Here is a 22,468-nt window from a genome sequence, read left to right as displayed (position 1 = left end):
GAAGATGCTGGGCTCACCCGTCATCGTGAACCGCCGGCGTCGCGCATTCTGGCGATCTCGGCCCGCAAGGCGCGGACTTCGTGCAGGATCTCCTCGTTTTCCGTCCGGCGCTTCTCGTGTTCGGCATCGATCGAGGCGTCGTGCTCGCCCTGCATGGCCGAGACGATGACACCGATGAAGAGGTTCAGGACCGCATAGGTGGTGGACAGGATGAAGGGCACGAAGAACACCCAGGCATAGGGGTGCACCTCCATGACGGGCCGCACGATGCCCATGGACCAGCTTTCGAGGGTCATCACCTGGAACAGGGTGTAGATCGAGGCGCCCAGATCGCCGAACCAGACGGGGAAGGTCGCCCCGAAGAGCTTCGTCGCCATGACGGCGAAGATGTAGAATGTCAGCGCCAGGAGCGCGACGATCGACGCCATTCCGGGGAGGGCGGCGATCAGGCCGCCGATGACCCGTCGCAGGGACGGAACGACCGAAATCAGGCGAAGCACTCTCAGAATGCGCAGGGCGCGCAGGACGGTGAGGGGGCCGGTGGCCGGCAGGAGCGCGATCGCGACCACGACGAAATCGAAGATCGACCAGGGATCGCGGAAGAAGCGCGGCCCGAAGGCGATGATCCGCCCGACGATCTCAACGACGAAGACTGCGAGGATTACCCGATCGATGAACAGGAGGAGGTCGCCGATCTCGCGCATGATGGAGGGGCTGGTCTCCATGCCCAGAAAGATCGCGTTGAGAATGATCAGGGTGATGATGAACCGCTCCCATATCCGAGAGCGGAAGAGGGTCTGAAGGCGGTCTCTCATGGGTCTGGATCGTCCGGGTCCTGGATGGAGCAAGCGAGGGGGCGCCATGATCGATCGGCGCCCGACGCTTCGTCCTCCGTCTCATGTTCAATTCGCGCGCGATTTGCAATTGCGTCTTCGAGGGTATGGTGGTCCGGCGACGCCCGGAGCGCTCCTATGGGGGGCGCAGGCGATCAAGTTGCCGCGAGGGGGACGCCGCTCGTCACTGAAGAGCACCATCGCGGCGGGAGGCCGGCGCCGTTCTCGACACCCTTTGCCTTGCGGTTCCGCACCCGCTAGAAGCGGATCGCTCGATGGATTGCCGAGGAGACGGGCCGTGCAGAAGAGGGTCGAGAGCGAGACGAAGGCGGGCGACCCTGCGCGGTTGCTCGAACTGCGCGCCAAGATCGACGCGATCGATGAAAGCGTCCACCGCCTGCTGATGCAGCGCGCGAGCGTCATCGACGAGTTGATCGAGGTGAAGGGGACCGTGCGCGACGGGGCGGCTTTCCGGCCCGGACGGGAAGCATCCATGATGCGCGAACTCGTCGCTCGCCACAAAGGTCATCTGCCGATTGCGACCGTCGAGCATTTCTGGCGCGAGATCATCTCCACCTTCACCCATCTTCAGGCGCCCTACGAGGTGTTTGCCTGTCCGTTCGAAGGCGGCGAGGCTGCTGCGATCGAGACTGCGCGCTTCTATTTCGGCTTCTCGGTGCCGCTTCGGCCGCTATCGAGCGCCCAGGAGGTGGTGGCGGCGATCGAGGAGGGCGGCGACCGGCTCGGCGTCCTGCCCCTGGGCGGCCTCTATCCCTGGTGGCAGGGTTTGCGGAACGCCTCGATCGTCTGCGCGCTTCCCTTCATCGAGGCGCCCGATCATCCGGTTCGCGAACCGGCCGTGGTGATCGCGCCGCCGCTCGCCGACCCGGCCGCAGCGCCAATCTCCTGCTGGCGCGTCGACGGACTGACCCAGATGGCGACAGGATCGGACCGGATCCGGGTCCTCGCGCAGGCTCCCTACGGAACCGACCGGTTCAGCGCGCTCGTCGCGACAACGGAGGACCGAAGCGCGGTCGAGGGCGATCTCGGCACGGATCTCGACATCGCCCGTGTCGGCGGATTTGCCGAGCCGCTCGAATGGCCTTATCGGGACACCAGACAGGGCTGACGAAGCCTCGCGCCTCCAGGCCCCTTTTCCAGCGAAAAGCGACATCATGCGACCCGAACCGATTTCCGGCATTCTCGATATCGAGCCTTACGTTCCCGGCAAGAGCAAGGTGCCGGCCGGCGTCAAGCTTCACAAGCTCTCCTCGAACGAGACGCCGCTCGGCGCGTCTGCGAAGGCGAGCGAGGCAGCCGCCAGAGCGCTTTCGGGCCTCGAAATCTATCCCGACGGCCAGGCGAGCGAGCTGAAGGCGGCGATCGCCGAGGTTCACGGATTGCGGGCCGAGAACATCCTTTGCGGGAACGGCTCGGACGAGCTTCTGGGGCTCCTGTGCCAGTGCTATCTGGCGCCCGGGGACGAGGCGATCCACACCGAGCACGGCTTCCTCGTCTATGCGATCCAGATCCGCGCCCGGGGAGCGGTGCCTGTCGTCGCACCCGAGACGAATGCCACGACCGATGTGGATGCGATTCTTGCCCGCGTGACGGAGCGCACGAAGCTCGTCTTCCTCGCCAACCCGAACAACCCGACCGGCACCTATCTGCCCTTCGACGAGGTGCGGCGGCTGCACAAGGGATTGCCGCGTTCCGTCATCCTCGTCCTCGATGCGGCCTATGCCGAATATGTGCGTCGCAACGACTATGCCGCCGGCCTCGAACTCGTGACCGAAGCCGAGAACGTGGTGATGACCCGCACCTTCTCGAAGATCTACGGGCTCGCGGCTCTGCGGATCGGCTGGATGTACGCGCCGGAGGCGATCGTCTCGGTGCTCGACCGCGTCCGCGGCCCGTTCAATCTCAATTCGGTCGCGATCGCTGCCGGCGCGGCGGCGATCCGCGACCGCGCCTTTGTCGAACGGGCGGTTGATCACAACACCCAATGGCTCGCCTGGACGGTCGGCGAACTGGAAGCGCTCGGACTGCGCGTGACGCCGAGCGTCGGCAATTTCGTCCTCGTGCATTTTCCCGAGGATGAGGGACGACGCGCCGAGGACGCCGACGCCTTCCTGACCGAGCGCGGCTATATCCTGCGGCGCGTGACGGGCTACGGCTTCCCGAACGCCCTGCGCATGACGATCGGCTCCGAGGAGGCCAATCGCGGCGCCGTCGACACCTTGCGCGAATTTCTGAGCATGGACCGATGACCCCTGCTTTCGAGCCCTTCGAGAAGATCGCGCTGATCGGGATCGGCCTGATCGGCTCCTCGATCGCCCTGAACGTTCGGGCCCACGGCCTTGCGCGCCACATTGCGATCTCCTCGCGAAGCGACGGGACATTGCGTCGTGCCGAGGAACTCGGCTTGGGCGACAGCTATCATGGCGATGCGGCGGAGGCTGTTCGCGATGCCGATCTCGTCATTCTCTGCGTTCCCGTCGGCGCCTGCGGAGCCGTGGCAGAGGCGATCGCCCCCTCCCTGCGCGCCGGAGCGATCGTCTCGGATGTCGGATCCGTCAAGGCTTCGATCGTCTCGCAGATGCAGCCGCATCTGCCGGACCATGTTCATTTCGTGCCCGCCCATCCGATCGCCGGCACCGAACAGTCCGGCCCCGATGCGGGCTTTGCCGAACTCTTCCAGAACCGCTGGTGCATCCTGACGCCGGTGCAGCCGGTCGACGAGGCCGCCATCGCGCGGCTGAGGGCCTTCTGGGAAGCCTGCGGCTCGACGGTCGAGGAGATGACTGCGGAGCATCACGACCGCGTCCTCGCGATCGTCAGCCACCTGCCGCATCTCATCGCCTACAACATCGTCGGCACCGCCTACGACATGGAAGAGGTGACGCAGTCGGAAGTCGTGAAATATTCGGCGTCGGGCTTTCGCGATTTCACCCGCCTCGCTTCGTCGGACCCGACCATGTGGCGGGACGTGTTCCTGAACAACCGCGATGCGACGCTGGAGGTTCTCGCACGATTCTCCGAGGACCTGTCGGTGCTGCAGCGGGCGATTCGCGACGGCAAGGGCGAACAGCTCTTCGACACCTTCACGAAGACGCGCGCCATCCGGCGCGAGATCATCGAGGCGGGTCAGGAAACGGCGAAGCCGAACTTCGGTCGAAACAAGCCGCCGAAGAAGTGGGACGACGAGAGCGCGTCCTGAACGGCGGCTTCGTTGTCGAGGCGCTCGAACTGGATCTCGGCATTCTTGCCGCCCGAGCACCCGGCCAGAGATTGGGCTCGCTGCCTGAGGATCGGATTCGAAGGTTGATGGCCTGACACTGACGGCGGGCCTCTCGTCCGCATCGTGGCCCAATCGAGAATCACGAAGACCCCACAAGCAAAAGCCCGGTCCGCCGATCGGCGAAACGGGCTTTTCGTTGCAGTGGAAAAGGGCAGGGCCTCAGGCGGCCACTTCTTCCTCGATCTCGCGCAGCACGTAGCCGCGACCCCAGACGGTCTCGATATAGTTCTTGCCGCCGGTGGCGTTGGAGAGCTTCTTGCGCAGCTTGCAGATGAAGACGTCGATGATCTTCAGTTCCGGCTCGTCCATGCCGCCATAGAGATGGTTGAGGAACATCTCCTTGGTGAGGGTCGTCCCCTTGCGGAGCGACAGAAGCTCCAGCATGGCGTATTCCTTGCCGGTAAGGTGGACGCGCTGGCCGCCCACTTCCACGGTCTTGGCATCGAGATTGACCGTGAGATCACCGGTGTTGATGACCGACTGGGCGTGTCCCTTGGAGCGCCTTACGATGGCGTGGATGCGGGCGACCAGTTCGTCCTTGTGGAAGGGTTTGGTCATGTAGTCGTCGGCGCCGAAGCCGAGGCCGCGAACCTTGTCCTCGATGCCTGCCATGCCGGACAGGATCAGGATCGGCGTCTTGACCTTGGACAGACGAAGCGTGCGAAGAACCTCGTAGCCGGACATGTCCGGCAAGTTCAGGTCGAGAAGGATCAGATCGTAATCGTAGAGCTTGCCGAGATCGACTCCCTCTTCGCCGAGATCCGTCGTGTAGACGTTGAAGCTTTCGGATTTCAGCATGAGCTCGATGCTCTGTGCGACTGCACTATCGTCTTCAATCAAAAGAACGCGCATCAAAAGGTCCTCTCAGCCGGCTGTTCCGAGACGTGATCGGTTCAGCAAAGCTTGGTTCTGTCTTAGTTCGGCCACGATGTTGGCACGAGATGGTTAACAAATGCTATCGGCCCGTCATGGACCAGGCCGCAGGCATCTGCGGACGTCAGGTCGAGCGGCACTCGATGTGCCCGGTCCTGAAGCGATCCGTCCAAGAGGCGATCGCGTCGATCCCGATTTACCCGGCCTTAAAACCTCGTCCCTATGATTAACCCTGCGCGTAAACAGATGGTTAAGGCCTAGCAATCGAGCCTTGTCCGAAGCAGAGGCGCACGGGTGCGGTTGCTCGCCCCGGGGAGCGTAAGACCGCAAGGGGATCGCATATGAAAAAAGACAATCTGACCAGGCTCGCACGGTTCAAATTGAACGAAAAGCGCCGTCAGGTGGAACAGCTCGAGCTCATGATGGCGGAATTCGACCGCATGTGCGCCGATCTCGATGCACAGATCGCCTCGGAGGAAGCCAAGAGCGGAATCACCGATCAGAATCATTTCGCCTATCCGATGTTCGCGAAGGCCGCCCATCAGCGCCGCGCCAACCTCGCCAACTCGGTCAACGATCTGCGGGTCCAGATCAATGCGGCGAAGATCGCGCTCGAAGAAGCCGAAGCGGAATTCGAACATGCCGAAAAGCTGCAGCAGCGCGATGCGCAGCGTGAAGAGGCCGATTTGCCCCGCATGGCCCACGGCTGAGCGATTCGACCGAAGCTCTCCTGCGTCGGCGGATTTCCGGCGGCGCCTGGGTGCGTGCTTCGTCGTCGCTTCTGCCCGACCGGTTCGACGCGGCGATCGCCTCGCGAGACCTCGCGGACGAACGCTGGTCAGGCCTTTCGGCCACTGGCGCGCGTTCGTCGGATAACCGATTCTGCCGGCCGCATGGTCAGTTCCGAAGGCCGCGGCCACGGATGTCCGACCGCCTCGCGCTTGCCCTAAGTACACCGCCTGCCGGCGCTTCAGCTCGCCCGGCCTCCGCTCGATCCTGCGAGACGCTGGCGCGGTTACGACGCTCGTTCGTCCGAGCTCTGCACCAGAGCGTTCATCCGTTGTTCGAGCCCCGGCCGGGCCCGGATTGTGGACTCTCGTCACGAAGTGCCGATTCCCGGATCCTGCTCGACGTCGAGGTCTGATAGCGGATCGCACCGGCACCCGTTCGAGATGCGTCGAGAGACGAATATGGGTTTCCGGGTTTTCAACAGTTTCGTGCGATCCGAATGTTGAGCGGCGCTCGTCCTGAGTTGAGCCGAACAGAAGTCGTAGTTCACTCGCAATTGTGATTCTGATCCGAAATCAGGCACCGTCCGGTCGCCTGATCGCGAAGAGAACTCGCCGTTTGCGGGAAACGTGGAATTTACGGGAGCACTCATTCGAACCGCCAACTTACGGAATCGTAAGCATTAAAGTCGGGTCCGTCTGATCGGATACGTTGAAGACGGGAGAATGTCCTGATTTCTGCCTCGATCGATCGCTAGCCTGCTTATCGAACAAACCGTTTCGAAGAGAAATATCTTCCGAACGACGCAGGAAAACTATCTCCGCGACGGTCGTGGGGTTGACATCAAGTAAACGGATAACAATACAAGAGATAAGCGCCCACGACTTCCGCGTCAGGGCTCTGCTTCTCGACCTCGAGGCGTCATGACGGGTGTTGTGGCGGTATTCTCCCGTCGGGCGATGCTCTCGAAACCCGAAAGGACTTTCCTCATGGACCAGATCGAACCGCTGGCCGACAACAACGAAATGCTGATGGAGCTGACGGCGGAAGTCGTTGCTGCCTATGTCAGTAACAACTCGCTTCCCGTCTCCGAACTGCCTTCACTGATCTCGGACGTTTACGGCGCTCTCGGCCGCACCACGGCGCCCGTGCAGCAGAGCCAGGTGGAAAAGCCCAAGCCCGCCGTGCCCGTGAAGAAGTCGGTGACCGACGACTACATCATCTGTCTGGAAGACGGAAAGAAGTTCAAGTCGCTGAAGCGTCACCTGATGACCCACTACAACCTGTCTCCCGAAGAATATCGCGACAAGTGGGATCTGCCGGCGGACTATCCGATGGTCGCCCCGAATTATGCCGCCGCTCGTTCGCGTCTCGCCAAGCAGATGGGCCTCGGACACAAGCGCCGTCGCGGCCGCTGAGGCGGTCGGCGCAGTTCATTTCGATCGGGACCACCCGATGACGAGAAGAGGCGCGATCATCCGATCGCGCCTTTTTTCGTTGTGAGATCGCCTGTCGGATATCGTGGCCGTCAAGCCTGCCGCGACGCCCGGAAGCCGGTCGCGATCCCTGCCGGACCATGTCCTGCGCCTTGCGTGTTTCCAGATGGCGCCGGATGCGGTTGAATGAGACGACTGCCGGCCGATCTCTGGTTCCTAGTGTGCCGAGATACGGTCATGGCGAAGCGGGAGGAGAATGGGATGGCGAACGAGACCAGCACGCATCACGACTGGAAGCATAACGGCGTGCGCGTCATCAGGGGTGACCAGCTTGACGACAACACGCCCCAGACACCGGGCATGTATCGACAGGCAGCCATCGACAAGGCGCGCGTCGGGGCGCAGAAGATCTGGGCCGGTACGGTCAGCATAGCGCCCAATGCCAAGACCGGCGTTCACCACCACGGCGAGTTGGAAAGCGTGATCTACGTCGTCAGCGGCAAGGCCCGTATGCGGTGGGGAGAGAACCTCGAATTCGTCGCAGAGGCCGGACCTGGCGACTTCATCTTCGTACCTCCCTTCGTGCCGCATCAGGAAATCAACGCGGCCGAGAACCAATCCCTCGAATGCGTTCTCATGCGCTCGGACAACGAGGCGGTGGTGGTGAATATCGAAGGCGTCGAACCGGTCGAGAGGCCGGAAGAAGTCTACTGGGTCGATCCGATCCATCGTCACCCGCACGAGACGTGAGAAGCGACGCGAAGCGCTGACGGCTTTGGGCATTCAAGCTGGCGCAGGCCGACGCGGATCTACGAGCGGCGTCGGCCCTGCTGCGGCGGCGAGGACGATCTCTCATGCCCGATCACCGTCAGCGCACGAAGAATCTGCGTGTGCCGACGAGGATGAGGTAGAGGCCGAAGAAGAGGGCGAGCGACCACGCGAAGCCGTCCGGTCCGAAGATGTCCATGCCCGATCCGATCACCTGCGGTCCGACGAGCATTCCGGCCGAATAGCAGAAGATGAAGGCGGCATTGGCGGCGGCGAGATCCGATCCGGACAGTTTGGAGCCGAGATGGGCGAGGCCGACCGTGTAGAGGCCCGCGACCACGCCGCCCCAGAGGAACAAGACGCCGGCCATGAACGCCCAGTTCGTGGACAGGGACGGCAGGAAGAGGGACCCCACCAGCCCCACGATCGCGAAGATCAGCAGGAGCGTGCGCCGATCCTTTACGCGATCGGAAACGAGACCGATCGGGATCTGCATGAAGACGTTGCCGAGGCCGATTGCCGTCAGAAGTTGGGCGGCGGAGGCCTCGTCGAAGCCGATCCGATTGCCGAAGACAGGGAACAGTGCGAAGCCGCCGGCTTCCACCGCGCCGAAGACGAGAACGGCGCCCGTCGCGGTGGGGATCAGCCAGATATATTTCCAGAACGACCGGTCGTTGCCCCGCCGCTCCAGCGGAGGCTGGCGGTTCCAGGCGAGGAGCAAGGGCAGGGCGGCGAAGGCGATGACGCCGGCCCCGATGCCGAAGGGCAGAAAGCCCTCCGATCCGACGACCGAGAAGATGTAGGGGCCGGCGGCGAAGCCCAGCGAGAGAACCGTCGCGTAGATGCCGAGAATGAACCCCCTCTGATGGGAGGGGGCGGCCGCGTTGATCCAGAATTCCGAGAGGATGAACAGCGCGGTGATCGAGAAATGGAAGACGAGGCGGAGCGGGAACCACATCCAGAACGCCTCGAAGACGTAGAATCCAATCGCGGAGATCGCGCTTGCGATGATCGCGAGCAGCATTGTGAGGCGGACAGTCAGGCGCCGGGCGATGGGCGTGACCAGGGGAGCCGCGATCAGGGAGGCGAGACCCGCGACCGCGGTGTTGGCTCCGATGAGGCTCGCAGAGATGCCTCGCCGCTCCAGAATCACGCTGAGGAGCGGAAGGCCGAGACCGAGCGCGATACCGACGGCGCTGATGGAGGCGATGGCGGCGGACGCCGAAACCCAGTCGATCCGCTCCAGGCGCGCCTCGACATCGCCGATGATCTCATCCGATTTGCGCTTGGGCATGGGGCCGGCCTCCAGATCCGGGCGCGTCATAGGAAGTCGAGGGCCGAACTGCCGTTCTCTCTGTGGTGGAAAGCCATCGGCCGACTCGGATCGAGGAGGGTTCCGGCCGCAAGGCGGAGCGTGATGTCGTTTAGGATACGACGCGTGATATCGGCAAGCGGCATGTCCTTCAGATCACGCTCGCTATACCAGCCGAGGCGCTCGAGTTCGTCACCGGGGCTGGAAACGCGTGCCTGGCCACGATCGGCGAGACATGCGCGCTCGCAGGCGAAGAAGCGGGCGTCGTATCGGATCGGATAGCCCGGCGGCGTGATGGCCCGAGCAACGGGAACGAGACCATCACAAGCCGGCCTGTAGCCTTCGTTCGCGAACGCCGCCCAGTTTTCGGGAGGTTCGGCGAACGCAGCATCCTCTCCGAGGATCTCGCCGGTCTCCTCGAAGGTCTCGCGGATGGCCGCAAGGGGCAGGGCGCTCAGGCAGGACGCATCGAATGTGGTCGCGGCACCGAGACGGGTGCGGGCGTCCAGCGAAAGCTGGAACCGGGACGAAAGCAGCAGGTCGCCGCTCTCCACGGCGCCCCCGGGGAAAACGTAGACGCTGGGCATGAACCGATGGTCGCGATTGCGCAGCCCCATCAGGAAGCGGGGCTCGTCGTGTTCAAGGTCCACGACAACGAGGCTCGCTGCGTCCCGTACCGCTGCGGGAGCGATGATCGCAGTTTCGTGCGTTCCGATCCGATGCGCGCTCGGGCGAGCGCCCGTCGCGCTCCCGTCGACCACCGTGGCCGTCACTCCACGTCCTCACCCTTCCCGCTGAAGCCGCCGAGCCGAAGAGCCCATTGGAGCCCGATCGTCGCTCCCTTCAGCGGTTGCATGAGGACGAGGGAGAGGAGGATCGTCACCGGCACCCAGATCGCCATATGCGCCCAGATCGACAGGTCGACGGCGTTCTCTGCCGCCATGAACAGGGCGACGACCACATGGCCGACGATGAAGATGGTGAGATAGGGTGGCAGGTCGTCGGCACGGTGATGGTGGATTTCCTGGCCGCAGGCGTCGCAGGCATCGACACTTTTCACGAAGCTCTTGAAGAGTTTGCCTTCCCCGCAATTGGGGCATTTGCAGGCGAGACCCCGCAGCATCGCACTGCCGAGATTGCGCTCGGCCTCGGTGTCGTTGGCCGTGCGGATGGCGCTCGGGTCGGCGCTGTATCTGGTGATATCACTCATCTGCGCTTTCTTCCCTTGGGCGCCGAGGTTCGCGACGCGCGCCGATGATTGCGCGTTGCCTTGGCCGATTTGTGAAAGGACTGGGTCGTGCGAGGCAGCTTGCGCGGCTCCGTCAGCATCTCGAACTGCATGGAGCCGGCGAGCGGAAGCACCTCGGCGATCCGGATCTCCACCGTATCGCCGAGCCGGTAGCCCTTGCCGCTGCGCTCCCCGACGACCATGCGGGAGGCCTCGTCGAAGCGGAAGAACTCGTCGCCGAGGGTCGAGATCGGCACGAACCCGTCCGCGCCGAAGGCGGGCAGGGCGACGAACAGCCCGGCCTTGGTGACGCCGGTGATGCGGCCCTCGAAGTCCTCGCCGACCTGATCGGCAAGATGGTGCGCGATCAGCCGGTCCACCGTGTCGCGCTCGGCCGCCATCGCCCTGCGCTCGGCCTGCGAGATCGCCTCGGCAGTCTCGACGAGATCGGCCTCCTCCTCCTTCGTCAGGCCATCGCTTCCAAGCCCGAGCGCCAGAATGAGCGCACGGTGGACGATGAGATCGGCATAGCGGCGAATCGGCGAGGTGAAGTGAGCGTATCGGGCGAGGTTGAGGCCGAAATGGCCGAGATTTTCCGGCTGGTAGACGGCCTGGGACTGGGTGCGAAGAACCACCTCGTTGACGAGGCTCTCGCTTTCGCCGCCCTTCACCTGCGCGAGGATGCCGTTGAAATGCGACGGGCGGAGCGATCCGCTCTTCGCCAGCGAGATATCGAGCGTCTTCAGGAATTCGCGCAGGGATTCGAGCTTGGCGAGCGACGGCGAATCATGGACGCGGTAGACGAGGGCCTGACGTTTCGCCTCCAGCGTCTCGGCCGCGGCCACGTTGGCGAGGATCATGAACTCCTCGATCAGCCGGTGGGCGTCCAGCCGCTCCGGCACGACGACCGTCGCGACCCTGCCGGCAGCGTCGAGCTTCAGCTTGCGTTCGGGCAGTTCGAGGGAGAGCGGACCGCGTTCGTTCCGTTCCTTGGAAACGAGACGATAGGCGTCCCACAGGGGCTTCAAAATCGTTTCGCGAACCTCGTCGGAAACCTCGTTCGGCGTATCGTCGATCGCCGCCTGTGCCGCCTCGTAGGCAAGTTTTGCGCGACTGCGCATCATGACGCGGTGGAAGCTGTGGGAGCGCTTGCGCCCATCCGCTCCGATCGTCATGCGGACCGCGAGAGCAGGGCGGTCCACGTTCTCCTTCAGGGAGCAGAGATCGTTCGAGATCCGCTCGGGCAGCATCGGTACGACACGATCGGGAAAGTACACCGAATTGCCCCGGAGCCTCGCCTCTGCGTCGAGCCTCGTGCCGTAGCGCACATAGGCGGCCACATCGGCGATGGCGACGGTAACGATCATGCCGCCGGGGTTCGCCGCATCGTCGTCCGGCACCGCGTGGACCGCGTCGTCGTGGTCCTTGGCGTCGACGGGGTCGATGGTCACGAGGGGAAGGGCGCGCCAGTCCTCGCGGTTCTCCATGGTGGCCGGCCCGGCACTCTCGGCCTCCGCGATCACGCCTTCGGGGAAGATGTGCGGGATGCCGTGGGCATGCAGTGCGATGGCAGAGACCGCGCGCTCGGAGGCGGACGACCCGACCACTTCCACGATGCGGCCGATCGGAAGGCCCAAACGGCGCTGCTTGGGCGTATCGGCTTCCACGAGGTCGCCGTCCTTCGCGCCGTTCTCGTCGCCGGGAAGCACGAGGATCTCGCTCTGCTTGCGCTCGACCGGTTCGACCCGTCCGCCGCCATGGGGATCGGCCCGGAAGACGCCGAGCATGAGGGAGCGGGACTTCTGAAGAACGCGGATGACGCGCGCGATCCGGGACCCGTCTTCCGCATCCTCGATCCGGGCGAGGATGCGCTCGCCGAGACCGGCCGCGACGGTCCGCTCGTTCTGCCTGACGGGCAGGCGCGGGCGTTCGCCCGCTTCCTCGTCCCATTCGGTTGGTTCCGCAAGGAGGCCGCCATCGGCGTCGCGGCCTCGGATCTCCAGCACCGAGACGGAAGGCAGTTCGCCCGGGCGCTTGAAGCTCTTGCGCGAGCCGGAGAGAAGACCTTCGGCCTGCAGATCCGTGAGAAGGTCCTTCAGGGCGATGCGGCGATCGCCCTTGATGCCGAAGGCTTTCGCGATGTCGCGCTTGCTCGACCGGCCGGGATTGTCCGCGATGAAGCGCAGAACCGCTTCACGGCTGAATTCGGGTCCGGTGTCTCGGTCGTCTCTGCGCGCCATGGTCCTCAGTCTGCGTCCCAGGGGACACTCTCGTCGCTCGCGTCGACCTTGGACGTCGCCTTCGACTTCGTTGCGGTGGTCTTCTTCGGGGCGGCCTTCTTGGCCGGCGCCTTCTTCTTCGGCGCGGACTTGGTCTCGCCGTCGTCCGCGGCTTTCTTCTTTGGTGCCGCCTTCTTGGCCGCACCTGGCTTCTTGCCGGTCTTCTCCGCCCGGGCGTTGATCAGCTCGATGGCCTGCTCGAGCGTGACGCTCTGCGGATCGGTGCCCTTGGGCAGCGTCGCGTTGACCTTGGCGACGGTGACATAGGGGCCGAACCGGCCGTCCTTGACCTCGATCTCGCCGCCGAATGTCGGGTGCTCACCAAGCGTGCGCAGCGCTGCGGCTGCACCGCGCGCGCGTCCGCCCTTTTCGCGCTTTTCCGCGATCAGCGAGACGGCGCGGTTCGGACCCATCTCGAACAGGTCCTCGACGCTCTCGACATTGGCGTAGGTCTTCTGGTGCTGAACATAGGGGCCGTAGCGCCCGAGATTGACGATCATCGGCTCGCCGTCCTCGGGATGCTTGCCCACTTCGCGTGGCAGGGAAAGGAGCTTCAACGCCTTTTCCAGATCGATGGAGCCGACCTCCCATCCCTTCGGGATCGAAGTGCGCCTCGCCTCCTTGCCTTCGCCCCGCTGGACGTAGGGCCCGAACCGACCCGTGCGCAGGGTCACGGCCTCGCCCGTCTCGGGATCGGTGCCGAGTTCGCGCGGCCCGTCATCCTGACCGGCTTCCGCGCCATCGACTGCGAGCGAGGTTCCGAGCTGACGGGTGAAGCCGCATTCGGGATAGTTGGAGCACCCGACGAAGGCGCCGTATTTGCCGAGCTTCAGGGAGAGCTGGCCCGTTCCACAGCGCGGGCAGGCGCGCGGCTCGGTCCCGTCCTCGCGCTCGGGGAAGACCAGCGGTGCCAGATCCTCGTTGAGGGCGTCGAGGACGTCGGAGACGCGCAGTTCCTTCGTGCCGTCCACATGGGAGGAGAAGTCCTTCCAGAATTCGCGAAGGACGTCCTTCCAGTCGAGTTCGCCGGCCGAGATGCGATCGAGCTTGCTCTCCAGATCCGCCGTGAAATCGTATTCCACGTAGCGTTCGAAGAAGTTCTGGAGGAAGGCGGTCACCAGGCGGCCCTTGGCGTCCGGCAGGAGCTTGCGCTTGTCGACCACGATGTAATCGCGATCCTGCAGGGTCTGCAGCGTCGCGGCATAGGTCGAGGGTCGGCCGATGCCGAGCTCTTCCATGCGCTTGATCAGCGAGGCTTCCGAATAGCGCGGCGGCGGCTCGGTGAAATGCTGGCTCGCCTCGATCGACCTGCGCTCCGAACGCTCCTTCGCGTTCATCTCGGGCAGGCGATTGGCATCGTCCTCCGCGTCGTCGCTGTCGGAGGCGTTCTTGGAATCGTCGCGGTGATCCACATAGGCCGCGAGGAAGCCGTCGAACTTAACCACCTGTCCGCTCGCCCGCAGATTTGCGGTGCGATCGCCGGATTTGGCGACGATCTCGACCGTCGTGCGTTCGATCTCGGCCGAAGCCATCTGGCTCGCGATGCCGCGCTTCCAGACGAGTTCGTAGAGCCTCAGCTGATCGCGATCGAGATACTTCTCGACATCCTTCGGGGAGCGGGAAAAGCTGGTCGGGCGGATCGCCTCGTGGGCCTCCTGCGCGTTCTTCGCCTTGGTCGCGTAATGCCGCGGCTTTTCGGGCAGGTATCGCTTGCCGAAATCGCTCGCGATCGCCTCGCGCGCATTTTCGATCGCCTCGGGCGCCATCTGCACGCCGTCGGTTCGCATATAGGTGATGAGGCCGGCGGTCTCGCCGCCGATATCGACACCCTCGTAGAGCTTCTGTGCGACCTGCATGGTGCGCGAAGCCGAGAATCCGAGCTTGGCGGAGGCCGCCTGCTGGAGGCTGGACGTGGTGAAGGGCGGACCCGGATTGCGGCGGGTCGGCTTGGCTTCGACACTGTCGACGACGAATGACGCCGATTCCAGCATGGACTTGATGGTGCCCGCGCGCTCGCCGTTGGAGACGGAGAGCCGCTGAATCCGATCGCCCTCGAAGGCAGTCAGGCGGGCGTCGAAGGCCTCGCCGCGCTCGGTGGCGAGATGTGCGACCACCTGCCAGTATTCCTGCGGCTTGAAGCGCTCGATCTCGCCTTCGCGGTCGCAGACGAGACGCAAGGCCACCGACTGGACGCGTCCGGCCGAGCGCGCGCCCGGAAGCTTTCGCCACAGCACAGGGGACAGCGTGAAGCCGACGAGGTAGTCGAGCGCGCGCCTTGCCAGATAGGCATCGACGAGAGGCTCGTCGATCTGGCGGGGATTGGCGATCGCGTCGAGAACGGCCTTCTTGGTGATGGCGTTGAAGACGACGCGGCTGACCGGCTTCTTGCCGATCGCCTTCTTCTGGCGCAGCACTTCCAGCACGTGCCAAGAGATCGCTTCGCCTTCGCGGTCCGGGTCGGTCGCGAGCACGAGCCCGTCGGCCGCGCGAACGGCCTGGGCGATCTCCGTCAGACGCTTCTGGGACGGCTTGCCGACCTCCCAGCTCATCTCGAAGTCTTCGTCCGGGCGCACGGACCCGTCCTTCGGCGGCAGGTCGCGCACGTGACCATAGGATGCGAGGACCTTGTACCCGCTGCCCAGGTATTTGTTGATCGTCTTCGCTTTTGCAGGCGATTCGACGATGACAACATCCATGAAGCTTATGCCCCGCACTAGAGAATTTCAGTTCGAACGCGCTTGTCGAAGCCCGTTTCGCCGGCCGGGACGCTTGTGCCGGGCCGCATCGTCACATGGACGTCGCGTCACTCACGGTCAAGAGCGGCCCCAAAAAGCGGCGGTCGGACGGTTGCAACCAATGGTAGATTTTCGCTATGAGTTTCGCGTCTAGTTTGTTCGCCTGATCCGGAAACCGGACCATTGAGGACGCGAACGAAGGAGCGGGAAGGCGCGGGCGCTATGATGGACGGACAGAAGGAGGATGGCTGCGCGGGCCTTCGCTATGTGCGCGACATGCTCCCGCAGCTGAAGGCCATCACCGGCCTGCCTCAGGGAACCATGCTGCCATATCTTCTCGACATGGCGCGCCTCGAAGCCGAGAACGAAATCGCGCGGCGAAAGGGCAGCTTGGACGGTCGCCCGACGTCCTGAGGGGACGGTCAGAGGAGAAGAGAGACGCTTCCGTCCCCGTGACGTTCGAGACGTCCGGCAAGGTCGAGTTCGATCAGGACGAGCTGCACCGATCCGTGGGAGGCGCCGGTGTGATCCACGATATCGTCGATCGAGACCGGCGTCGGTCCGAGCGCTTCCTGGATGCGGTGCCGCTCGTCGCCCGCCGGTTCGTCCATCGGCATTTCGGTCTCCGGTTCCTCGATCGGAACATCGGATCTCGCCTGCGACATCCGGTCGTCGAGCGGACGCATGGCATCGAGAAGATCGGCCGTTTCGGTGACGAGGATCGCCCCGTCCTTAAGGAGCCCGTTGCTGCCGCCGGCGCGCGGGTCGAGAGGGGAGCCTGGAACGGCGAAGACGAGGCGCCCGATCTCGTTTGCGATGCGCGCGGAGATGAGCGATCCCGAGCGTTGCGCAGCTTCCACCACGAGAAGGCCGAGGCCGAGCGTCGCGACGATGCGGTTGCGCCGTGGAAAGTCCTTCGCTCTCGGCTCCCAGCCGAAGGGTCGGGCCGAGAGAAGGCATCCGCCTTCGTCGACGATCCGGCGCATCAGCGGCTTGTTCTCCGGGGGATAGGGCTTGTCGAGGCCCCCGGCGAAGACCCCCACCGTCCCTGTTGAGATCGAGGCTTCGTGCGCGGCGGCGTCGATCCCGCGTGCAAGGCCCGAGACCACGACGTAGCCGGCCGCACCGATTTCGGCTGCGAAGCGCTTCGTGAGCTTGATGCCGGACAGCGAGGCGTTGCGCGCGCCGACGATGGCGATGGCCGGACGTTCGAGGACGGAGAGATCGCCCATGGTCGCGATCACCGGCGGTGCCTGGGTGTTGCCGGCGAGAAGGCTTGGGAAGCCGGGCTCGCCCATGCAGGTAAAGACGGCGCCCAGTCGCTCGGCCCGCGCCATCTCGGCCTCGATCTGGCTCAATTCCGCCACCTCGATCCGGCGTCCGCCCCGTTCGGCGAGGTGCGGCAGGGCATCGAGCGCGGCCTCGGCGGTCCCGTATCGGTTGATCAGCTGGCGGAAGCTGACCGGGCCGACATTCTCGCTGCGCCAGAGGCGCAGCCAGGAGAGCTTCATCTCATGCGTGAAGGGCACGCCCTTCCGGCGCATGACCGGTGAGCTCACTTCTTCGCCCCGATCCGGCCTTCGGTCCCGGCTTTCAGGCGCTGGATGTTGGCGCGGTGGCGCCAGAAGACGATGAGCGTCATCGCCGCCGTGACCGCGGCGACGACCGGCAGGCCCAAAAGGAGGGCTGATATCGGAACGGCGAGGGTCGCGACGAGCGCTGCGAGTGACGAATAGCGGCTAGCGAAGGCGGTCGCGAGCCAGGCCACGGCGAAGATGAGGGCGAGCCACAGGGACAGGCCGAAGAGGACGCCGATATAGGTCGCAACGCCCTTGCCTCCGCGAAAGCGGAGCCAGACCGGATAGCAATGGCCGACGAATGCCGAAAGGCCCGCGATCGCCGCGGGAAGAATGCCGAAGGGCATGAAGACGAGAACGGGGAGGGTCGCTTTCAGGACGTCGCAGAGGAGCGTCAGGAAGGCCATCGTCTTGTTGCCGGTACGAAGGGCGTTGGTCGCACCGATATTGCCCGAACCGATCTTTCGGATGTCGCCGAGGCCGAAGAGCCTGGCGAACAGAAGCCCGTAAGGGATCGATCCGGACAGATAGCCGAAGAGCGCGGCTGCGGCCCAGAGAACCGGGTCGGCGGTTGCTTCCATCTTGCCGTCTCAGCTCCCAGCTCGAGCGTCGTGAACCTTCCGTCCGCCGACGAAGGTTTGCATGACCCGGCCCTGGAAGCGAGCGTTTTCGAAGACCGTGTTCTTGGACTTCGAGCGGATCATGGTTTCATCGAAGAGGAAGGGCTCGTCGAGATCGACGAGGATGAAGTCGGCCGGACGGTCGGGTTTGAGCGTGCCGCGGTCGAGCCCGAGAAGACGGGCCGGGGCAGACGTCATGGTCTCGATCAGGCGCAGCAGCGGCAGATCGCCGGAATGGTGGAGGCGCAGGGCCGCCGAAAGCAGTGTCTCGAGGCCGATCGCGCCGCTGTCGGCCTCGGTGAAGGGCCTGCGCTTTCCGTCGGCATCGTGCGGATCATGGGCCGAATGGACGACGTCGATCGTCCCGTCCGCGATGGCCGCGATCAGTCCCCTGCGGTCGTCCTCGCCGCGAAGCGGCGGCGAAAGGCGGAAATAGGTGCGATATTCGCCGATATCGTTCTCGTTGAGGGAGAGATGGTTGATCGAGACCCCGCCGCTGACATTCGATCCGCGGCGCTTGGCCGTGCGCAGAACCTCGGCCGATTCGGCAAGCGAAAGCTCGGCTGCATGGTAGCGGCCGCCGGTCAGGGCGGCGAGGCGCAGGTCGCGCTCCAGCGGAATGATCTCGGCTTCGGCGGGTGCACCCGGAAGACCCAGCCACGAGGCGAAAAGCCCCTCGTTCATCACGCCGCGTCCGGTCAGCCGAGCATCCTGCGTCGAATGCATCACGAGCGCGTCGAAATCCTTCGCATAGGTCATGATGCGCCGCAGAAGGGCGGGATCTGCGATCGAGTTCCGACCGTCGGTGAAGGCACAGACGCCCGCATCCTTCAGAAGACCGATCTCGGTCATCTCGCCGCCCGCGAGACCCTTGGTCATCGCGGCCGAAGGAAAGACGTTGACGACGGCCGTCTCGCGCGCGGTGCGCATAACGAACTCGGCGATCGCCACATCGTCGATCACCGGATTCGTGTCCGGCATGGTGACGATCGAGGTGACGCCGCCGGATGCGGCCGCGAGCGAGGCCGTTCGGATCGTCTCCAGATGCTCACCGCCGGGCTCACCGATGAAGACACGCGCATCGACGAGCCCCGGCATCAGCGTCAGCCCGGATCCGTCGATGCGATCCGTGCCTTCCGGCGCGCCCTGGCCCGAAACCTCGGACCCGCAGGCGACGATCCGGCCGTCTTTGGCAAGGAGGCTGCCGGTCGCGTCGAGCCCGCGCGAGGGATCGACGATGCGGGCGCCCTCGACCAGGACCGGACGCATGGACCGGGGATCGTCGGCGAAGGGTCTCGAAGCGCCGGTCATCGGTTGTCTCCCGGCCAGCCGATCAGGGATTCAATGACGGCCATGCGCACCGCGACGCCCATTTCGACCTGTTCCTCGATGACGCTTTGCGGGCCGTCCGCCACGTCGGAGGCGATTTCGACGCCCCGGTTCATCGGGCCGGGATGCATCACGAGAGCATCGGGCCTGGCGTGTCTCAGCTTCTCGGCATCGAGCCCGAAATACCGGAAATATTCGCGCACCGAAGGCACGAATGCACCTTCCATGCGCTCGCGCTGAAGCCGCAGCATCATCACCACGTCCGCATCTTTCAGGCCGGCGCGCATGTCGTGCACGATTTCGACGCCCATCTGTTCGATCCCGCGTGGAAGCAGCGTCGAGGGAGCGACGACGCGTACGCGCGCGCCGAGTGCGTTGAGAAGCAGGATGTTGGAGCGCGCGACACGGGAATGCAGGACGTCACCGCAGATGACGACCGTCAACTGATGGAAGTCCGGACCCTTGTGCCGGCGGATGGTCAGTGCGTCGAGAAGGGCCTGGGTGGGATGCTCGTGCTGTCCGTCTCCGGCATTCACCACCGAGCAGGCGACCTTCTGGGACAGAAGAGCGACGGCACCGGCGGAATGGTGGCGCACGATCAGGATGTCCGGCTGCATGGCGTTCAGCGTCATCGCCGTGTCGATGAGCGTCTCGCCTTTCTTCACGGACGAATTGGCGACCGACATGTTCATCACGTCGGCGCCGAGCCGCTTGCCGGCGATCTCGAAGCTCGCCTGCGTGCGGGTGGATGCTTCGAAAAAGAGATTGATCTGCGTTCGGCCCTTCAGAACCGAGTTCTTCTTGTCCGGGCGCCGGCTGACGGCGACCGCATTTTCCGCCCTGTCGAGAAGATCGACGATCTCATGGGGTTTCAGCCCGTTGATGCCGAGCAGATGTCGGCGATCGGAAGCGCGTTCGAAGATGCTCATGAGACGGCGTCATTAGGCGAGGGGAACCGAAGTGGCAAGCGGCGCCGTTAAGGTTAACAGGAGGTAGCGCTTGCGTGCCATGCATCCCGAGCCGCAGAACTCCCGTTAACGCTTCGCTAACCATCGACGACGGGAGATCCGACATGCCGCGCACCGCCTCGACAGTCTGCCTCTGCGCATGGACGACATTTCTCATCGTCGGTGCATTCAGACTGCTGGCCGAAGCCCAGCTCTTCGGTGCCCTGCAGGACCGCATGAACGGCATTCTCGAACTCGTCCGCCAGGGCGACGCGCTCGGTGTCTCGGCCTCGTCCGCCGAAGTCTATGCCGTGCTTCTGATCGCCCTTGCGATCGTCCTGATGGGCGCCGTCATCCGCCTGAATTCCCAGTTCCGGTCCGCATCGATTGCGGGCGAGAGAGCGGCGATGGGCGCGCTCGCCGCGCTGTTCGCATTCTGGCTCTCTGCCACGGTTGCCGGATCTGAGGTGGCTCCGCTCTTCGGCTCCGGCACGGCGTTCTGCTTCGCGCTCGCCGCGACCTTCGGTGCGCTTCTCTTCGACCACGCCATGACGGCCGACGAGAGCGAGAGCGACGAGGCATTCGCGCAGGTGATGGCCGAGCTCGAACGGGCCCAGGCCCGCCACGAGGGCCGTGCCCATCGCCAGTTTGACGAACGGGGAGATTACTGAGGATGCGCAAGTTCTTTCTGTTCTGGGTCCTGCCCCTCGGCATCTTCTGGTCCTGGTTCTTCGCGGCGAGAGCCGATCTCGGGCTCGTCTTCTTCTCTCGAGACGTGTTCGACCGTTCCTTTGCGGTCTACGAGGCAGTCCTTGGCCTGACGGCGGACGAGGTGGCCTGGCTCATCGCCAAGGCGACGGTCGTCGACAGCCTCATCATTCTGGCGATCATCGCCTTCCGGCGCCGCAAGACGATTTCCGCCTATCTCAAGGCGCGGATGGCCGCACGCCGTGCGATCGCCCTCTCGCGCAGAGAGGCCGGCGTCTGACGCCAGAACAGGTCTACGGCGCGGAAGGCCGGCTCAGTCCTGCGCCCGGGCCCTGATCGCCTCGATCCGGTCGAGGGCGCCCTGCAGGATGACGGCGGCCGCGGCCGAATCGATGCGTTCGGCACGCTTCCTTCGCGACATGTCGACTTCCAGAAGATTGCGTTCGGCCGCAACGGTCGACAATCTCTCGTCCCAGAGCACGATCGGGCGTTCATCGATCGCGCCGTAGGACCGTGCGAAGGCGCGTGTCGCCTGCGCCCGCGGACCCGCGCTCCCGTCCATGTTGAGGGGCAGGCCGAGGACGATCGCGCTCACATCTTCGGCGTCGAGCATCGCCTTCAGCCGGACCGCGTCTTCGGTGAATTTCTTGCGTTTGAGGACGGGTCTCGGATTGGCGAAGGCGAAGGAGCGATCCGAGACGGCGATCCCGATCGTCTTCGTACCGAGGTCGAGGCCCGCGAGGGGGCGTCCGGAATTCAGGATGTCATCGCAGTCTTCGAGTGTGACGATCGGCATGGTCGCTCCCCTGGAATGGTTGCGGGTCGGCAGGAACGCGGCGGCGCGTTTTTGCGACGCGCCGGCCTCAAGTCTTGACCGATCGCTAGTCGCCCGCAGTTAGCGCTGCAAGCCCGGTTCCCGAGCCAGTCGGTGGGAATGCGGCGCACTTTCAGCGTTTCGGAAGGGACAACATTCGATGAAGATCACCTATTTCGGCCATTCGGCATTCAAGATCGAGACGGAGAAATCCGTCATCCTTCTCGACCCGTTCATCAGCGACAATCCGCATTTCGAGGGGGACGCGAAGGCGGCGACCGAAGGCGTGACGCATATCGTGCTGACTCACGGGCATTTCGACCATGTCGGTGACACGGTGGAGATCGCCAAGCGCACTGGCGCCCAGGTGGTCGCCACCTTCGAACTCGCCCAGTGGCTCGGCAACAAGGGCGTCGAGAACAGCCAGCCGGTCAACACGGGCGGAACCGCGAAGTTCGACGACTTCACCGTCACGCTGACCCAGGCCTTCCACTCCTCCGGGCACGTGGAGGAGGACGGCACGGTCACCTATCTCGGCCAGCCGAACGGTATCGTCCTCCACTTCGATAATGGCCCGACCGTCTATCACATGGGCGATACGGATATCTTCGGCGACATGGCGCTGATCGAGGAGCTCCATCAGCCGAAGATCGGGATCGTTCCGGTCGGCGACCGTCTGACAATGGGCGGCGCTGTCGCGGCCATCGCATGTCGCCGTTATTTCAACTTCGACACCGTGATCCCGGTCCATTACGGCACGCTGCCGATCCTCGACGAGAACCCGGATCGATTCGTCGAAGCCATGGAAGGCGAGAGCGCGAAGGTGAAGAACCCCAAGATCGGGGAGCCGTTCGAAGTCTGATCGTCCGCCAGGCAAAAAGATGCACGACGGCGGTGCGGATCTGCGATCCCGCACCGCCGTTGCACCTGTCCCGGTGCGTGGGTATAGCTCCCTGCGACAACCCGAGACGATATCGAA

The 22,468-nt window shown here is 64.4% G+C and carries 22 protein-coding genes; 10 read left to right on the top strand and 12 right to left on the bottom strand.

Going from position 1 to position 22,468, the window contains the following annotated elements; translation table 11 throughout:
• Nucleotides 1–20: 20 nt before the first annotated feature.
• Nucleotides 21–815: an ion transporter gene (locus DYI37_RS02995; RefSeq protein WP_116681677.1), complete on the bottom strand. Its 795-nt coding sequence runs from the start codon at nt 813–815 to the stop codon at nt 21–23.
• A gap of 316 nt (nt 816–1,131) precedes the next feature.
• Between DYI37_RS02995 and DYI37_RS02990 the strand changes: the two genes are divergently transcribed.
• Genes DYI37_RS02990 through DYI37_RS02980 form a run of 3 tightly spaced genes read left to right on the top strand, consistent with a single transcriptional unit; the run spans nt 1,132 to nt 4,053 of the window.
• Nucleotides 1,132–1,962 (top strand): chorismate mutase, encoded by an 831-nt coding sequence (locus DYI37_RS02990; RefSeq protein WP_245413748.1) that lies wholly within the window; start codon nt 1,132–1,134, stop codon nt 1,960–1,962.
• Between the two features lie 46 nt (nt 1,963–2,008).
• Nucleotides 2,009–3,103, top strand: coding sequence for a histidinol-phosphate transaminase (hisC, locus tag DYI37_RS02985; protein ID WP_116681675.1), 1,095 nt, complete (start codon nt 2,009–2,011; stop codon nt 3,101–3,103).
• On the top strand, nt 3,100–4,053 hold the full coding sequence (locus tag DYI37_RS02980; protein ID WP_116681674.1) for a prephenate/arogenate dehydrogenase family protein: 954 nt from the start codon (nt 3,100–3,102) through the stop codon (nt 4,051–4,053). Before hisC ends, DYI37_RS02980 begins: the two co-directional genes overlap by 4 nt.
• Nucleotides 4,054–4,293: 240 nt before the next feature.
• Here DYI37_RS02980 and ctrA read toward each other — a convergent pair whose 3' ends face one another.
• Nucleotides 4,294–4,986, bottom strand: coding sequence for a response regulator transcription factor CtrA (ctrA, locus tag DYI37_RS02975; RefSeq protein ID WP_116681673.1), 693 nt, complete (start codon nt 4,984–4,986; stop codon nt 4,294–4,296).
• Between the two features lie 362 nt (nt 4,987–5,348).
• On the opposite strand from ctrA, the gene DYI37_RS02970 reads away from it, so the two are divergent.
• The 3 genes from DYI37_RS02970 (at nt 5,349) to DYI37_RS02960 (ending at nt 7,922) form a co-directional block, all read left to right on the top strand.
• Nucleotides 5,349–5,717, top strand: coding sequence for a flagellar FliJ family protein (locus DYI37_RS02970; RefSeq protein WP_116681672.1), 369 nt, complete (start codon nt 5,349–5,351; stop codon nt 5,715–5,717).
• A gap of 1,008 nt (nt 5,718–6,725) precedes the next feature.
• On the top strand, nt 6,726–7,154 hold the full coding sequence (locus DYI37_RS02965; protein WP_116681671.1) for a Ros/MucR family transcriptional regulator: 429 nt from the start codon (nt 6,726–6,728) through the stop codon (nt 7,152–7,154).
• 279 nt (nt 7,155–7,433) lie between these two features.
• Nucleotides 7,434–7,922 carry a cupin domain-containing protein gene (locus DYI37_RS02960; RefSeq protein ID WP_116681827.1) on the top strand — a complete coding sequence of 163 codons (489 nt, stop codon included), beginning with the start codon at nt 7,434–7,436 and terminating at the stop codon, nt 7,920–7,922.
• 118 nt (nt 7,923–8,040) lie between these two features.
• Here DYI37_RS02960 and DYI37_RS02955 read toward each other — a convergent pair whose 3' ends face one another.
• The 5 genes from DYI37_RS02955 to topA all read right to left on the bottom strand — a co-directional run bounded on the left by DYI37_RS02955 (nt 8,041) and on the right by topA (nt 15,455).
• On the bottom strand, nt 8,041–9,234 hold the full coding sequence (locus DYI37_RS02955) for an MFS transporter (protein ID WP_245413747.1): 1,194 nt from the start codon (nt 9,232–9,234) through the stop codon (nt 8,041–8,043).
• A gap of 26 nt (nt 9,235–9,260) precedes the next feature.
• Nucleotides 9,261–9,902 carry an NUDIX hydrolase gene (locus DYI37_RS02950; RefSeq protein ID WP_147307856.1) on the bottom strand — a complete coding sequence of 214 codons (642 nt, stop codon included), beginning with the start codon at nt 9,900–9,902 and terminating at the stop codon, nt 9,261–9,263.
• Nucleotides 9,903–10,021: 119 nt separating this feature from the next.
• Nucleotides 10,022–10,462: a DUF983 domain-containing protein gene (locus DYI37_RS02945; protein ID WP_116681668.1), complete on the bottom strand. Its 441-nt coding sequence runs from the start codon at nt 10,460–10,462 to the stop codon at nt 10,022–10,024.
• Nucleotides 10,459–12,720 (bottom strand): ribonuclease R, encoded by a 2,262-nt coding sequence (gene rnr, locus DYI37_RS02940; RefSeq protein ID WP_116681667.1) that lies wholly within the window; start codon nt 12,718–12,720, stop codon nt 10,459–10,461. The genes DYI37_RS02945 and rnr overlap by 4 nt, the downstream gene beginning before the upstream one ends.
• A 5-nt stretch (nt 12,721–12,725) precedes the next feature.
• Nucleotides 12,726–15,455: a type I DNA topoisomerase gene (topA, locus tag DYI37_RS02935; protein WP_116681666.1), complete on the bottom strand. Its 2,730-nt coding sequence runs from the start codon at nt 15,453–15,455 to the stop codon at nt 12,726–12,728.
• A 261-nt stretch (nt 15,456–15,716) separates the two neighbouring features.
• Here topA and DYI37_RS02930 point away from each other — a divergent pair, with 261 nt between their 5' ends.
• Nucleotides 15,717–15,908 (top strand): hypothetical protein, encoded by a 192-nt coding sequence (locus DYI37_RS02930; RefSeq protein WP_116681665.1) that lies wholly within the window; start codon nt 15,717–15,719, stop codon nt 15,906–15,908.
• Nucleotides 15,909–15,916: 8 nt separating this feature from the next.
• On the opposite strand, the gene dprA is transcribed toward DYI37_RS02930, so the two are convergent.
• Genes dprA through DYI37_RS02910 form a run of 4 tightly spaced genes read right to left on the bottom strand, consistent with a single transcriptional unit; the run spans nt 15,917 to nt 19,949 of the window.
• A complete protein-coding gene (gene dprA, locus DYI37_RS02925) occupies nt 15,917–17,038 on the bottom strand; it encodes a DNA-processing protein DprA (protein WP_116681664.1) in 1,122 nt (373 codons plus the stop codon).
• Nucleotides 17,039–17,049: 11 nt separating this feature from the next.
• Nucleotides 17,050–17,652 carry a glycerol-3-phosphate 1-O-acyltransferase PlsY gene (gene plsY, locus DYI37_RS02920; protein WP_116681663.1) on the bottom strand — a complete coding sequence of 201 codons (603 nt, stop codon included), beginning with the start codon at nt 17,650–17,652 and terminating at the stop codon, nt 17,050–17,052.
• 9 nt (nt 17,653–17,661) lie between these two features.
• Nucleotides 17,662–18,960 carry a dihydroorotase gene (locus DYI37_RS02915; RefSeq protein WP_116681826.1) on the bottom strand — a complete coding sequence of 433 codons (1,299 nt, stop codon included), beginning with the start codon at nt 18,958–18,960 and terminating at the stop codon, nt 17,662–17,664.
• A gap of 38 nt (nt 18,961–18,998) precedes the next feature.
• Nucleotides 18,999–19,949 carry an aspartate carbamoyltransferase catalytic subunit gene (locus DYI37_RS02910; protein ID WP_116681662.1) on the bottom strand — a complete coding sequence of 317 codons (951 nt, stop codon included), beginning with the start codon at nt 19,947–19,949 and terminating at the stop codon, nt 18,999–19,001.
• Between the two features lie 143 nt (nt 19,950–20,092).
• On the opposite strand from DYI37_RS02910, the gene DYI37_RS02905 reads away from it, so the two are divergent.
• Nucleotides 20,093–20,638, top strand: a complete 546-nt coding sequence (locus DYI37_RS02905; RefSeq protein WP_116681661.1) for a hypothetical protein — start codon at nt 20,093–20,095, stop codon at nt 20,636–20,638.
• 2 nt (nt 20,639–20,640) lie between these two features.
• Nucleotides 20,641–20,955 (top strand): DUF6105 family protein, encoded by a 315-nt coding sequence (locus tag DYI37_RS02900; RefSeq protein WP_116681660.1) that lies wholly within the window; start codon nt 20,641–20,643, stop codon nt 20,953–20,955.
• 33 nt (nt 20,956–20,988) lie between these two features.
• On the opposite strand, the gene ruvX is transcribed toward DYI37_RS02900, so the two are convergent.
• Nucleotides 20,989–21,471: a Holliday junction resolvase RuvX gene (gene ruvX, locus DYI37_RS02895; RefSeq protein WP_116681659.1), complete on the bottom strand. Its 483-nt coding sequence runs from the start codon at nt 21,469–21,471 to the stop codon at nt 20,989–20,991.
• Between the two features lie 178 nt (nt 21,472–21,649).
• On the opposite strand from ruvX, the gene DYI37_RS02890 reads away from it, so the two are divergent.
• A complete protein-coding gene (locus tag DYI37_RS02890) occupies nt 21,650–22,351 on the top strand; it encodes a metal-dependent hydrolase (protein ID WP_116681658.1) in 702 nt (233 codons plus the stop codon).
• Nucleotides 22,352–22,468: the final 117 nt, after the last annotated feature.

The sequence above is a fragment of the Fulvimarina endophytica genome (genome assembly GCF_003403015.1).
GTDB classification, from domain to species: domain Bacteria; phylum Pseudomonadota; class Alphaproteobacteria; order Rhizobiales; family Rhizobiaceae; genus Fulvimarina; species Fulvimarina endophytica.
This window is presented reverse-complemented; position numbering and strand designations above follow the sequence as displayed.

Bases quoted from the DNA above. Each gene is read 5' to 3' on its own strand.
- DYI37_RS02970 (WP_116681672.1), top strand. From the start codon at position 5,349: ATGAAAAAAGACAATCTGACCAGGCTCGCACGGTTCAAATTGAACGAA.
- DYI37_RS02960 (WP_116681827.1), top strand. From the start codon at position 7,434: ATGGCGAACGAGACCAGCACGCATCACGACTGGAAGCATAACGGCGTG.
- ctrA (WP_116681673.1), bottom strand. From the start codon at position 4,986: ATGCGCGTTCTTTTGATTGAAGACGATAGTGCAGTCGCACAGAGCATC.
- DYI37_RS02980 (WP_116681674.1), top strand. From the start codon at position 3,100: ATGACCCCTGCTTTCGAGCCCTTCGAGAAGATCGCGCTGATCGGGATC.
- hisC (WP_116681675.1), top strand. From the start codon at position 2,009: ATGCGACCCGAACCGATTTCCGGCATTCTCGATATCGAGCCTTACGTT.
- DYI37_RS02910 (WP_116681662.1), bottom strand. From the start codon at position 19,949: ATGAGCATCTTCGAACGCGCTTCCGATCGCCGACATCTGCTCGGCATC.
- DYI37_RS02890 (WP_116681658.1), top strand. From the start codon at position 21,650: ATGAAGATCACCTATTTCGGCCATTCGGCATTCAAGATCGAGACGGAG.
- rnr (WP_116681667.1), bottom strand. From the start codon at position 12,720: ATGGCGCGCAGAGACGACCGAGACACCGGACCCGAATTCAGCCGTGAA.
- DYI37_RS02900 (WP_116681660.1), top strand. From the start codon at position 20,641: ATGCGCAAGTTCTTTCTGTTCTGGGTCCTGCCCCTCGGCATCTTCTGG.
- topA (WP_116681666.1), bottom strand. From the start codon at position 15,455: ATGGATGTTGTCATCGTCGAATCGCCTGCAAAAGCGAAGACGATCAAC.
- DYI37_RS02995 (WP_116681677.1), bottom strand. From the start codon at position 815: ATGAGAGACCGCCTTCAGACCCTCTTCCGCTCTCGGATATGGGAGCGG.
- DYI37_RS02930 (WP_116681665.1), top strand. From the start codon at position 15,717: ATGATGGACGGACAGAAGGAGGATGGCTGCGCGGGCCTTCGCTATGTG.
- plsY (WP_116681663.1), bottom strand. From the start codon at position 17,652: ATGGAAGCAACCGCCGACCCGGTTCTCTGGGCCGCAGCCGCGCTCTTC.
- dprA (WP_116681664.1), bottom strand. From the start codon at position 17,038: ATGCGCCGGAAGGGCGTGCCCTTCACGCATGAGATGAAGCTCTCCTGG.
- DYI37_RS02945 (WP_116681668.1), bottom strand. From the start codon at position 10,462: ATGAGTGATATCACCAGATACAGCGCCGACCCGAGCGCCATCCGCACG.
- DYI37_RS02955 (WP_245413747.1), bottom strand. From the start codon at position 9,234: ATGCCCAAGCGCAAATCGGATGAGATCATCGGCGATGTCGAGGCGCGC.
- DYI37_RS02905 (WP_116681661.1), top strand. From the start codon at position 20,093: ATGCCGCGCACCGCCTCGACAGTCTGCCTCTGCGCATGGACGACATTT.
- DYI37_RS02965 (WP_116681671.1), top strand. From the start codon at position 6,726: ATGGACCAGATCGAACCGCTGGCCGACAACAACGAAATGCTGATGGAG.
- ruvX (WP_116681659.1), bottom strand. From the start codon at position 21,471: ATGCCGATCGTCACACTCGAAGACTGCGATGACATCCTGAATTCCGGA.
- DYI37_RS02915 (WP_116681826.1), bottom strand. From the start codon at position 18,960: ATGCGTCCGGTCCTGGTCGAGGGCGCCCGCATCGTCGATCCCTCGCGC.